This window comes from Burkholderia sp. 22313 (assembly GCF_052045245.1).
Taxonomy (GTDB): domain Bacteria; phylum Pseudomonadota; class Gammaproteobacteria; order Burkholderiales; family Burkholderiaceae; genus Burkholderia.
On sequence record NZ_JBQEON010000019.1, the window covers coordinates 1 to 11,947 of the forward strand.

An 11,947-nucleotide genomic window follows, 5' to 3' on the forward strand; every position below is an offset into this window, starting at 1 on the left:
TGCGTGATGTTGTCCAGATGCACGACCGCCTGGTCGACCTGCGCCACGCCGGTGCTCTGTTCGGCCGTGGACGAGCTGATCTCCGCGATCAGGTCCGATACGCGCTTCACCTGCGTGACGATGTCCTCCATCGTCTTGCCGGCACCATCGACGATCCGTGCGCCCGATTCGACCCGGTCCACGCTCGCGCCGATCAGCGTCTTGATCTCCTTCGCCGCGTTCGCGCTGCGCTGCGCGAGCGCCCGCACCTCGCCGGCGACCACCGCGAAGCCGCGCCCCTGATCGCCCGCACGCGCCGCTTCCACGGCCGCGTTCAGCGCGAGGATGTTGGTCTGGAATGCGATGCCGTCGATCACGCCGATGATGTCGGAAATCTTCCGCGAACTCGCCGTGATGTCGTTCATCGTCGTGACGACCTCGCTCACCGCCTGCCCGCCGCGCTCGGCCGCCTCGCTCGCCGACACCGACAACTGGTTCGCCTGCAGCGCCGTCTCCGCATTGCTCGACACGGTGGCCGTCATCTCGGCCATCGATGCGGCCGTCTGCTGCACGCTGGTCGAAGCCTGTTCGGTGCGCGCGCTCAGGTCGTTGTTGCCCTGCGCGATCTCGTTGCTCGCGCGCTGCACGTTGTGCACCTGCTCGCTGACGTCGTCGACCAGCCAGCGGAACATCAGCCCGAGCTGGTTGATCGTGCGCAGCGTCATGCCGATCTCGTCGACCCGGTTCATCCTCACGCCGCGGCGGCTTTCGCCGGTCGCGACGTTCAGCGCCTGGTCGTGCAGCCGCTTCAGCGGACGCACGATCTGCGCATCGAACCACCAGCCGGCGGCCACCGACACGCCCACCGCCGCGGCCGCAAATGCCGCAAGCCCGCCGCCGGCCAGCCCGCATGCCCAACCCGCGCCGACGACCGCCGGCGCCACCACGCCCAGCGCGGCGTGAACGCGCGCGCGCACCGACATCGTCTGCGGCAGCGACGCGATGCGCAGCAGCCCGGTGCGGACGATCAAGCCCTTGTGGAAACGGCGCCCGCCTGCCTTGCCTTCGCGGAATGCGCGGTACAGCGCGTCGGCGGCCGCGATCTCGTCGCGCGGTGCGCGGGTGCGCACCGACAGGTAGCCGTGAGGCGCGCCGTTGCGCATCACGGGCACCGCGTTCGCGCGCACCCAGTAGTGGTCGCCGTTGTTGCGGCGGTTCTTCACGAGCGCGGTCCACGGCTCGCCGTTCTTCAGCGTCGCCCACATGTCGGCGAACGCCTCCTTCGGCATGTCCGGGTGCCGCACGACGTTGTGCGGCTGGCCGACGAGTTCGTCGTTCGAGAAGCCGCTCACATACGCGAATGTCGTGTTCGCGTATGTGATGATGCTGTCGGCATCGGTGGTCGACATCAGCGTGACGTCGTCGGGAAATTCGAATTCTTGTTGGGTGACAGGCTGGTTGTTGCGCATGCAGGGCTCCGAAAGGCGGGTCCGGATGCAGAACCCGCGCGGCGCGAAAATCGCGCTCAGTAGCCGAAAAACGGTTTATCGCTTTACGACAGTCTCGTCCTTGCTGTCGGCAGGCTCCGGAAAAACCTTAATGCGGAAACGCATAAAAATGTCGAATTCGACCGCCACGATGATTTCGATCAAATAATCCCGCGATACTCGCGTCCGGCACCTTGCCGAAGTGGCCCGATGCTTTATGGGATAACGTCGGACAACGGGCCAATCCAGGCAACCGTTGCACACGGCGAAGCGATTCAGCCGGATCGGCTTCATTCAACCGGCATGTGAGCGCATTGAGAAAATTCCGGTATCAATCGAGTCGGTCGCACCGGAGTACGTCCCTCTGGAAGCACCGACGGCCTGACGCGCGCAAACGCAACCCGCGCGTAGAATTTCCGCTCGCTCGCCCCCGCCAACACGGAGAACGACATTGCAGAATGCGCCACGGCCCGCGGCCACGCCAAAGATCCTCGTCAGCATGTGCGTGCTCGGTCACCCCGTCCGTTACAACGGCTCGGCGAAGACCGCCGCGCATGAAATGCTCGAACGATGGCAGCGCGAAGGGCGTCTGGTGCCCGTGTGTCCGGAACTGGCGGGGGGATTGAGCGTGCCGCGTCCGCCCGCCGAAATCGCGAACGGCGAAGCGGGGCAACGCGTTCTGGCGGGTGCCGCGCGCATCGTCGACGTGCATGGCACCGACGTGACCGCGCAATTCGTCGACGGCGCGCAAACCGCGCTTGCGCTGGCGCACGCGCACGACTGCCGCTTCGCGATCCTGGCGGACGGGAGTCCGTCGTGCGGCAGCAGCTTCATTTACGACGGGAGTTTTACGGGCCGGCGGCATGCGGGTGCCGGGGTCACGGCGGCGCTGCTGCGCGAGCATGGTATCGAGGTGTTCGCAGACACCGAGATCGACGCGCTCGCGGCACGCGTTGCACGACTATCGCAGGCTGAATAACGATGTGGCCGGCACGACGATCTTCTCGTGCCGGCCACCTCTTCCAGAAAGGAAACCCGGCGAAGCCGCGCGCATCCCGCGCACGCTTCACCGCATCACGCGCTCAGACGCGCTCGATCGCGATCGCGATGCCCTGGCCGACGCCGATGCACATCGTGCACAGCGCGAAGCGGCCATTGGTGCGATGCAGCTGGTACATCGCGGTCGTCACGAGACGCGCACCCGACGCGCCGAGCGGATGGCCGAGCGCGATCGCGCCGCCGTTCGGATTCACGCGCGGATCGTCGTCGGCGACACCGAGCATGCGCAGCACCGCGAGCCCCTGCGACGCGAACGCTTCGTTCAGCTCGATCACGTCGAACTGGTCGATCGTCATCCCGAGCCGCGCAAGCAGCTTCTGCGTGGCGGGCGCCGGGCCGATGCCCATCACGCGCGGCGCGACGCCGGCCGTCGCGATGCCGAGCACGCGCGCACGCGGCGTCAGGCCGAAACGCTTCGCGGTGGCCTCGTTCGCGAGCAGCAGCGCGGCCGCGCCGTCGTTGACGCCCGACGCGTTGCCGGCCGTCACCGAGCCGTCCGGGCGCACGACGCCCTTCAGCTTCGCGAGCGTCTCGAGCGACGTTTCGCGCGGATGCTCGTCCCGCGAAAACACGACGGGATCGCCCTTCTTCTGCGGAATCGTGACCGGCACGATTTCCTCGGCCAGCGTGCCGTCCTGCTGCGCACGCGCGGCCTTCTGCTGGCTGCGCAGCGCGAACAGGTCCTGATCGGCGCGGCTGATGTTGTAGTCGACCGCGACGTTCTCGGCCGTCTCCGGCATCGAGTCGACGCCATGCAGCTGTTTCATCAGCGGATTGACGAAGCGCCAGCCGATCGTCGTGTCGTGGATGTCGGCCTGGCGCGCGAACGCGCTCGCGGCCTTGCCCATCACGAACGGCGCGCGCGTCATGCTTTCCACGCCGCCGGCGACCATCAACGCGGCTTCGCCCGACTTGATCGCGCGCGCGGCCACGCCGACCGCGTCCATCCCGGAACCGCACAGGCGGTTGATCGTCGAACCCGGCACGCCCTCCGGCAGGCCCGCGAGCAGCGCGGACATGCGCGCGACGTTGCGGTTGTCCTCGCCAGCCTGGTTCGCGCAGCCGTAGATCACGTCGTCGATCGCTGTCCAGTCGACGTCGCGATTGCGCTCGACGAGCGCCTTCAGCGGCACCGCGCCGAGATCGTCGGCGCGCACGCCGGACAGCGCGCCGCCGTAACGGCCAATGGGGGTACGGATCGCATCACACAGAAAAGCTTCGGTCATCGGTGTCTCCGGTCTCATGCAAGGCTGGGAAATGAATGAAACGCGCCCCTTGCTTTGCCCGCCGGGATGCGCTTAAATGTTCTATATACGAACATAAGATCGTGTATCGAACGTTCAACGCATCATAGGGAGTGCGGGGACGACCTGTCAAGCGCCCGGTCCGCGGTGCGGTTGGCGTGCCGGGCCCCATGCGCTATCTTCTCGGCTGCACGACAATCCGACCGTTCATGACCACCGAAGACATCCAGACGAAACCCGGCGACTCCTATGTGCAGTCGTTCGCGCGCGGCCTCGCGGTAATCCGCGCCTTCGACGCCCAGCGCCCGGAGCAGACGCTCACCGAGGTCGCGTCGGCCACCGGGCTCACGCGCGCCGGCGCGCGCCGGATCCTGCTCACGCTGCAGACGCTCGGCTACGTCGAGGCCGATGGCCGGCTGTTCCGGCTCACCCCGAAGATCCTCGAGCTCGGCTTCGCGTATCTGACGTCGATGCCGTTCTGGAATCTCGCCGATCCGGTGATGGAGCAGTTGTCCGCGCAGATCCATGAAAGCTGCTCGGCCGCCGTGCTCGACCGCACCGAGATCGTCTACGTGCTGCGCGTGCCGACGCACAAGATCATGACGATCAACCTGTCGATCGGCAGCCGCCTGCCCGCGTACTGCACGTCGATGGGCCGCGTGCTGCTGTCCGCGCTCGACGATGCCGCGCTCGACGAAACGCTCGCGCAGAGCGGCATCCGCGCGCACACGCAGCATACGATCACCGACATCGGCGAACTGAAGGCGACGATCGCGCAGGTGCGCCAGCAAGGCTGGGCCGTGGTCGACCAGGAACTCGAAATGGGCCTGATGTCGCTCTCCGCGCCGATCCGCAACCGGCGCGGGCAGGTGATCGCCGCGATGAACATCAGCGGCAACGCGCAGCGGCACACCGCGAAGCAGATGGTGAAGGAGTTTCTCGGGCCGCTGCAGCAGGCCGCGCAGACGGTGTCGGAACTGGTGGCGCGGCGCGGGTGAGGGGGCGGGCCAGCGGCTGGGCGTTCCCCCAAAGCCGGCGCGCCGCGGCGTCGGCTTCGCTTGCCGTATCGGCGATACGACAATTCACGCATAAAAAGACGGGCGGCACCCGGCCGCCCGCTCAACTCTGACTCTGCTATAACGCCTTCTCACGGAACGCGGAGCGAACTCCGCACCGCTCAAATTAGTGATGCGGCACAGCCCGGTCAATTTGACGAGAACGAAATTGCGCGGCGCCTCTCGGACACCGTACCCGCCGCTCACGCGCCCAGCAACATCCCCTTTCGCACCGGCACCGTGCCCGTCACGCGGCCGAGTGGCGCCCCGGCCGTCACGAAACGGATCGCGCGGCGCATGTAGAACACGCCATCGGTCGCGCTCGAGATCGTCGTGACCGCATCCGTCAGCGGATCGACGATGTCGAACAGCGGATCGCCCGCACGAATCGTCGCGCCGATCGTCGCGCGGTGCACGAGAATCCCGCTCACCGGCGCGTAGAACTGCTCGCTGCCCGCGAGCGGCGTGGCTGGCGCGACGAGCGGCGGCAACGGCGTGCGCTCGCCACGCACCGCGCCGCACCACACGAGATAGTCGACGAGCGCGCCCGCGTCGCGCTGTGCATATTCGTATGTCACGTCTCGCTGGCCGCGACATTCGACCGTCACGGCCACGGTGCCGGCCGCCATCGGTGTGCCGTCCGGCAAATACGCGCGCAACCGCGACCACAGCAGGTGATGCGCATCATCGAACGCATGCCCGCCGGAATCCTCGGCGAGCAGCGACACCTCCGCGCCGAGATAGCGCGCGAGCGGCTCGACCTGCGGCCACGCGGTGTCGCTCGTGTACACGTGCATCACCGCTTCGAGCGAGCAATGCAGGTCGATCACGACGTCGGCGTCATGCGACAGCTTCAGCAACGCCAGCTGCAACGCGTCGAACTCGGTGCGCGGCGCGATCTCGTCGAGCGCCGCGCCGACGCATTCGCGCACGATCGCGCGATTGCGTGCGCCGTCGTCGCCGAGCCGGTCGCGCGCCCGCGCGGCGATCTCCGCGAGCGGCAGGAAGCCGCGATTGAAGTTGCGCCCGCTCGCGAGATCGAACCGCCCGATGAATTGCCCGAGCAGATGGTGATTGAGTCCAATCGGGTTCGCGACCGGCACCAGCACGATTTCGGCCGCGAGCCGGCCATCCGTGTCGAGTTGCGCGAGCCGCTGCTTGAGCGCGACGGCGGCCAGCATCGCGGGCGTCTCGTCCGCGTGCAGCGCGGCTTGCAGGTAGATCTTGCGCCCGGCGTCGGCCGGCCCGAAATGGAAGCTCGTCAGCGTGCGCTGCGTGCCGATCGACGGCGGCAGGAGCGGCGTGGTGCGAATCTGCATCGATGGTCTCGAATGAAAAATGCGGGGAAAACGGGGCGCGCGGCTCAGTCGCCGTACGGGTTGAAATCGAAGTACTGCTTCGCGATGCGGTCGTACGTGCCGTCCTTCAGCATCGACGCGATCGCGCCGTCGATCGACGCCTTGAGCGCCGTGTCCGACCGGCGCATCCCGATGCCGACGCCGCGATCGCCCAGGTCGAGCGGCGCGCCGACGAACGCGAAGCCCTTGCCCTTCGATTGGCGCAGGAAGCCGTAGTCGGCTTCCACCGTGCCGAGCAGCGCGGCGTCGAGCCGGCCGTTGACGAGGTCGGCGAACACGTCGTCCTGGCTCTTGTACGGCACCACGCCGACGCCGGCCGGCGCCCAGTGCGCAAGCGCCCACGATTCGAACTGCGTGCCCGACTGCACGCCGACGCGCTTGCCGGCCAGCGACGCGGTGGTGCTGCCGAGCCCGCGCTCGGGCCGCGCGACGAGCCGCGACTTGAAGCGGAACAGCTTCGACGAAAACAGGATCTGTTTCTCGCGCTTCTCGGTGATCGCCATCGACGACAGGATCGCGTCGATCTTGCGCGCCTGCAGCGCCGGAATCGGCATGGGCCGGACTGCCTGCGATCGTAGTGTGCGCGCGTCGCCGCCGGAATTGCCCGCTGTCTTATCATGATCGGTATTTCCGATCACCGGCCTCGCGCTCGACCATGGCGTTCACGCTGTCCCAGCTCCGCATCTTCCAGGCCGTCGTCGAACACGGCAGCCTGCGCGCCGCCGCACGCGCGCTCGATCTCGCACAGAGTGGCGTCAGCCAGCAGCTGCAGAGCCTCGAGGCAACACTCGGCGCGACGCTGTTCACGCGCACCAATCGCGGCATCGTGCCGACCGCCGTCGGCCAGCGGCTGCTCGCGCGTTCTGGCGCGATCCTCGGCGAATGCGAGCAGGTCGAGCACGAGATCCGGCAACTGAGCGGCGCCTATGAAGGCACGGTCACGCTCGGCCTGGTGGCCGAACCGCTGATCGACGCGTTCGCGCCGGTGCTGACGGCATTCCGCGCGCGCTTCGCGAAGGTCGACGTGCACCTGCGCACCGGCACGTCGCGGATGATGATCGGCTGGCTGCGCGAAAGCGCGGTGGATTTCGCGATCGCGCTCGTCGCGAAGCAGACCGACACGACCGATCTCGCGGTCACGCCGCTGCATGCGTCGGCGCCGGTGGTCGTCTGCCGCAGCGGCCATCCGAAGCGGCGCGCGCAATCGCTTGCCGAGCTGGCCGACTACGCGTGGGTGTCGACGCGTTCGCCGAACCTGAGCGCCGATCCGGTCGTCAACCGGTTGCTCGCGTACTTCGACGTACACGGTCAGCCGCCGCCGAAGATCATCGCGACCGTCGAAGGGATGTTCGAGACGCTGCAGCTCGTCACGCAGACCGATTGCCTCGCGCTCGAAACCGAAGCCGTCACGCGGCACGGGCCGTTCGCCGGCGCGCTCGCGAAGGTGCCGGTGCGCGAGCACGCGGAATCGCAGGAAATCTGCCTGCTGCAGCGCGCGGCCGTGCCATTGACGCCGGCCGCGCAGGAACTGGCGACGATGCTCGCGTCGTACCTGAGAACCGTGCGCGGGCGATAGGCGCGGCGCGCCGCCCGAGGCACGGTCGGTCACGTCGCGTCAGTCCATCGATTCCCGTGCCGTCTCGCGCAGCATCGCGACCGCGATCAGCGACAGCACCACGCACGCGGCCACGTAGCCGGCCGGCGCGAGCTTGCTGCCCGTCGTCTTCACGAGCCAGGTCGCGATCAGCTGCGCGGTGCCGCCGAAGATCGTCACCGCGAGCGCATACGCGATCGAGATGCCGGTCGCCCGCACGTGGCGCGGCAGCGATTCGCACATCAGCGCCATCTCCGAGGCCGAGCCGAGGGAATAGAACAGCAGCATCAACGCGGTCAGCGGCAGGATCACCGACAGCGTCGGATGATGGTTCATCAGCCAGAACGCCGGGAACAGCAGCAGCACGAGCACGCCGCGCCCGACGAAGATCGGCATGCGCCGGCTGCCGAGGCGATCCGACAGCCAGCCGAACAGCGGGCACGTCACCAGCATCACGCAGCCCGACGCGACGCCGACGAACATCGACAGCTTCATCGGCAGCCCGAGCGTATGGATCGCATAGGTCGGCATGTAGAAGGTCAGGATGTAGGTCGACACCGTGCCGCCCATCACCGTCAGCATCAACAGCAGCACCGTGCGCGTGTGCTGCGAGAACAGCTCGCGCAGCACGCCGCGTTCGATCCCGTGAGGGTTGTCGCCGGGCGCATCGTCCGCGAGCCGGCGGCGCAGAACCATGCCGACCGGCGCGATCAGCACGCCCACCAGGAACGGCAGGCGCCAGCCCCAGCCCTCGAGCGCATCCTTCGTCAGCGTGTTCGACAGCAGCGCCGCGAAGCCTGAGCCCATCAACGCGGCACCGCCCTGCGTCGCAAGCTGCCAGCTCGCGCGGAATGCGCGGCGCGACGTGCCGCCCTGCTCGATCAGCGTGGAGGTCGCCGCGCCGAACTCGCCGCCCTGCGAGAAGCCCTGCATCAGCCGCGCGAAGACGACCAGCAGCGGCGCGGCCACGCCAGCCTGTGCGTAGGTCGGCGCGATCGCGATCAGGCCGGTGCCGAGCGCCATCAGCATGATCGTCAGGTTCAGCGCGGCCTTGCGGCCCTTGCGGTCCGCATAGACGCCGAGCACGACGCTGCCGAGCGGCCGCGTGAAGAAGCCGGCGGCGAACGTCGCGACCGACAGCAGCAGCGACGTGGTCGGGTCGCTCGACGGGAAGAACAGCTTGCCGATCAGCACCGCGAAAAAGCCGTACACGGTGAAATCGAAGAACTCCAGCCAGTTGCCGATCACGGCCGCCGCGATCGCGCCGCGCTTCGTGACGGCCGGCGCGCCGTGCGCATCGGTCGCGGCGGCCCCCGTCGACGCGGGGTGCAGCGCGAGATGGTCTTTCTGCATCGTTCGTGTCTCCTCTCAATGCGGCCGGAAGCGCCGGCCGGTCGTCACCCGCCGCCGCCGGGATTACCGCCCGAGATAACGCTCCACGAGACGCGTCCAGAATGCCGCACCGATCGGCAGATTGCGATCGTTGAAGTCGTACTTCGGGTTGTGCACCATGCAGCCGTCCTCGCCTTCGCCGTTGCCGAGCCGCACGAACGAGCCGGGCCGCTGCTGCAGCATGAACGCGAAATCCTCGCTGCCCATCAGCAGGTCGGCCTGCTCGACCACGTGCGCATCGCCCACGAGTTCGCGCGCGACCTGCGCGGCGAAATCCGTTTCGGCATCCGTATTGACGACGACCGGATAGCCTTCGATGTATTCGACGTGCGCGGTCGCGCCATAGCTCGCGGCCTGCGACTCGGCGAGCTCGACGATGCGGCGCTTGAGCAGCGCGCGCACGTCGGGGCTGAACGAACGCACGCTGAGTTCCAGGCGCGCGCCGTTCGGGATCACGTTGTTCGCGGTGCCCGCGTGCATCGAGCCGACCGTGACCACCGCCGGCTGCGACGGGTCGACGTTGCGCGCGACGATCGTCTGCAGCGCCATCACGATGCTTGCCGCGACCACCACCGGATCGACCGTCAGGTGCGGGCGCGCCGCATGGCCGCCGACCCCCTCGATCGAGATGATCGCCTTGTCGCCGGCCGACATGAACGGGCCGCGGCGCGTGAGGAACACACCGGGCGCCGCGCCCGGGTGGTTGTGCATGCCGAACACCGCGTCGCACGGGAAACGCTCGAACAGGCCGTCGTCGATCATCTTCTTCGCGCCGCTGTCGACGCCGTGCTCTTCCGCCGGCTGGAAATACAGGTGCACGGTGCCGGAGAAGTTGCGCGTCTTCGCGAGGTGTTGCGCGGCGCCGAGCAGCATCGTCGTGTGGCCGTCGTGGCCGCATGCGTGCATCTTGCCGTGGGTGCCGCTCGCATACGGCAGGCCGGTCGCCTCGAGGATCGGCAGCGCGTCCATGTCCGCGCGGATGCCGATGCTGCGCGTGCCGTCGCTCACGCGCAGCGTGCCGACGACCCCCGTCTGACCGACCCCGCGCGTCACCTGCCAGCCCCATTGCTCGAGCTTGTCCGCGACGAGCGCCGCCGTCTCGTGCTCCTCGTATGCGAGTTCCGGGTGATGGTGGATGTGATGTCGGATCTCGCGCAGCCCGCCGGCGGCGGGCATCAGATCCTCGATTTCGGTGAATCGGACGTCGGTGGTCATCAAGCGGCTCCTGCTGATCGTCAGCGTGTCAGCCGCACGCGCAGGGTTGCGTGCGGGAAAGCGAGCCACTATAGCGAGCCGATATCCGTTCAATAAGATGCGGAATTTTTCACCGCGATAAGTTTTGTTAATCAGGGTTAGTACGGTCACGGGTCGGCGGTGTGTCGCTTGCGGCTAGATGCGGATGCGCCTTATGTCACGGGCGTTCCAGCGATACCGTTGGCGCCCGTATCCATATCTAATCGAAGGTCGTATCCGCATCTAATCAAAAGCTACACGGTGTCACGGCGCACTGGGAAGTGCGTGACGGATTCCTGGATCAACAATGGCCTGAGAGTCCGTACCCGTCTTCCCATTTCATGCCTTCGATGGGCTCGCCAATGCGAACCGCGCTCGAAGTCGAGTTCGCGACAGCGGGGGTTGCCCCGCCGCACGTGTTGATGGAATCGACGTCACACCTGACCAATTGCGCCGTGGCGCGGCGCGTGCCATGCCTGTTCGTATCGACCCCTTTGCGGCACGGCGAAACGGATCTGAATGGCGAGCTGCGGCAATTGCCGTTGAAGATCTCGACGGCGGTGCAACGCGTCGGCGTGTTGACGGCTGAACCTCAAAGCGCGGCGGTGTCGCTGGTGCTTGCCGGGCTGAAAGCGGCAAGCGCGGAATCGGTGCCGCCGTCATAGGGACGAGGCTGACCGGGTTCCGTCGGGAAACCCGGGAAGTCGGCAAGAAACAGGGTATCGTTTCAGCCACGACTCGTGCATCGAGGTGGCCGGTGCCACCTTACTCAGGAGACCCCATGACCGCTGCAGACAACGCCCCCGTCAGCCGCTTCCCGATACCGGCTTTGGACGACTTGCCCGACGACATCCGCGAACGGATTGCCGCCGTTCAGGAGAAGTCGGGCTTCATCCCCAACGTGTTCCTCACGCTCGCGCATCGCCCGGACGAGTTTCGCGCGTTCATGGCGTACCACGACGCGCTGATGGACAAGCCGGGCAACCTCACCAAGGCCGACCGGGAAATGATCGTCGTGGCCACCAGCAGCGTGAACCAGTGTCAGTACTGCGTGATCGCGCACGGCGCGATCCTGCGCATCCGCGCGAAGGATCCGCTGATCGCCGACCAGGTCGCGACCAACTACCGCAAGGCCGACATCACCGCCCGGCAGAAGGCGATGCTCGACTTCGCGATGAAGGTGTCGCAAACGGCGCACCAGGTGGGCGAAGCGGATTTCGACACGCTGAAGTCGCACGGCTTCACTGAAGAGGACGTCTGGGACATCGCGGCAATCTCGGCGTTCTTCGGGATGTCGAATCGCATCGCGAACGTGACGAACATGCGGCCCAACGCAGAGTTCTACGCGCTGGGACGCTGATCGCCGCCAGGCGCGGCGATCCTTACGCCGTCACGAAGCAAGGCCGGCGCGCATGCGTTCGGCCCGTCATGTTGTCGTCGCACCGGTCCGTGCCGCCGGCAGCCACCTTGCCGTCTCGCCGCACCATCGCACGACAGACCGCCGGCTCGCACTCGAAAGCCTTGTAAGCAAGCACGGCGCCCGGGC

At 67.3% G+C, this 11,947-nt stretch carries 10 protein-coding genes and 1 pseudogene; 5 read left to right on the top strand and 6 right to left on the bottom strand.

Features of this window, described 5'->3' with window-relative positions; translation table 11 throughout:
* Positions 1-1,448, bottom strand: a 1,448-nt coding sequence (locus ACTJKF_RS16990; protein ID WP_440624663.1) for a methyl-accepting chemotaxis protein, incomplete at its 3' end; no start/stop codon positions are given.
* A 469-nt stretch (positions 1,449-1,917) separates the two neighbouring features.
* Here ACTJKF_RS16990 and ACTJKF_RS16995 point away from each other — a divergent pair.
* Positions 1,918-2,445 (top strand): DUF523 domain-containing protein, encoded by a 528-nt coding sequence (locus tag ACTJKF_RS16995; RefSeq protein ID WP_440624664.1) that lies wholly within the window; start codon positions 1,918-1,920, stop codon positions 2,443-2,445.
* 103 nt (positions 2,446-2,548) lie between these two features.
* Here ACTJKF_RS16995 and pcaF read toward each other — a convergent pair whose 3' ends face one another.
* A complete protein-coding gene (gene pcaF / locus ACTJKF_RS17000) occupies positions 2,549-3,751 on the bottom strand; it encodes a 3-oxoadipyl-CoA thiolase (protein WP_124611489.1) in 1,203 nt (400 codons plus the stop codon).
* Between the two features lie 227 nt (positions 3,752-3,978).
* Here pcaF and ACTJKF_RS17005 point away from each other — a divergent pair, with 227 nt between their 5' ends.
* Positions 3,979-4,767, top strand: a complete 789-nt coding sequence (locus ACTJKF_RS17005) for an IclR family transcriptional regulator (protein WP_440624665.1) — start codon at positions 3,979-3,981, stop codon at positions 4,765-4,767.
* Between the two features lie 260 nt (positions 4,768-5,027).
* On the opposite strand, the gene ACTJKF_RS17010 is transcribed toward ACTJKF_RS17005, so the two are convergent.
* Together ACTJKF_RS17010 and ACTJKF_RS17015 are read right to left on the bottom strand one after the other, a co-directional pair.
* On the bottom strand, positions 5,028-6,143 hold the full coding sequence (locus ACTJKF_RS17010) for a succinylglutamate desuccinylase/aspartoacylase family protein (protein WP_440624666.1): 1,116 nt from the start codon (positions 6,141-6,143) through the stop codon (positions 5,028-5,030).
* 44 nt (positions 6,144-6,187) lie between these two features.
* Positions 6,188-6,730, bottom strand: a pseudogene (locus ACTJKF_RS17015) (transporter substrate-binding domain-containing protein); the annotation flags it as partial.
* A gap of 107 nt (positions 6,731-6,837) precedes the next feature.
* On the opposite strand from ACTJKF_RS17015, the gene ACTJKF_RS17020 reads away from it, so the two are divergent.
* The gene (locus tag ACTJKF_RS17020; protein WP_440624667.1) at positions 6,838-7,758 is read left to right on the top strand and encodes a LysR family transcriptional regulator; all 921 of its coding nucleotides are present in this window, start codon (positions 6,838-6,840) and stop codon (positions 7,756-7,758) included.
* 39 nt (positions 7,759-7,797) lie between these two features.
* Here the strand turns inward: ACTJKF_RS17020 and ACTJKF_RS17025 are convergent, their stop codons facing one another.
* Positions 7,798-9,129, bottom strand: a complete 1,332-nt coding sequence (locus tag ACTJKF_RS17025; protein ID WP_440624668.1) for an MFS transporter — start codon at positions 9,127-9,129, stop codon at positions 7,798-7,800.
* A 63-nt stretch (positions 9,130-9,192) separates the two neighbouring features.
* Entirely contained in the window at positions 9,193-10,383 is a 1,191-nt protein-coding gene (locus tag ACTJKF_RS17030; protein ID WP_440624669.1) for a M20 aminoacylase family protein, read from the bottom strand.
* A gap of 380 nt (positions 10,384-10,763) precedes the next feature.
* Here ACTJKF_RS17030 and ACTJKF_RS17035 point away from each other — a divergent pair, with 380 nt between their 5' ends.
* Both ACTJKF_RS17035 and ACTJKF_RS17040 read left to right on the top strand, forming a co-directional pair.
* Entirely contained in the window at positions 10,764-11,066 is a 303-nt protein-coding gene (locus ACTJKF_RS17035; RefSeq protein WP_440624670.1) for a hypothetical protein, read from the top strand.
* A 116-nt stretch (positions 11,067-11,182) separates the two neighbouring features.
* Positions 11,183-11,761, top strand: coding sequence for a peroxidase-related enzyme (locus ACTJKF_RS17040; protein ID WP_440624671.1), 579 nt, complete (start codon positions 11,183-11,185; stop codon positions 11,759-11,761).
* Positions 11,762-11,947 lie beyond the last annotated feature (186 nt).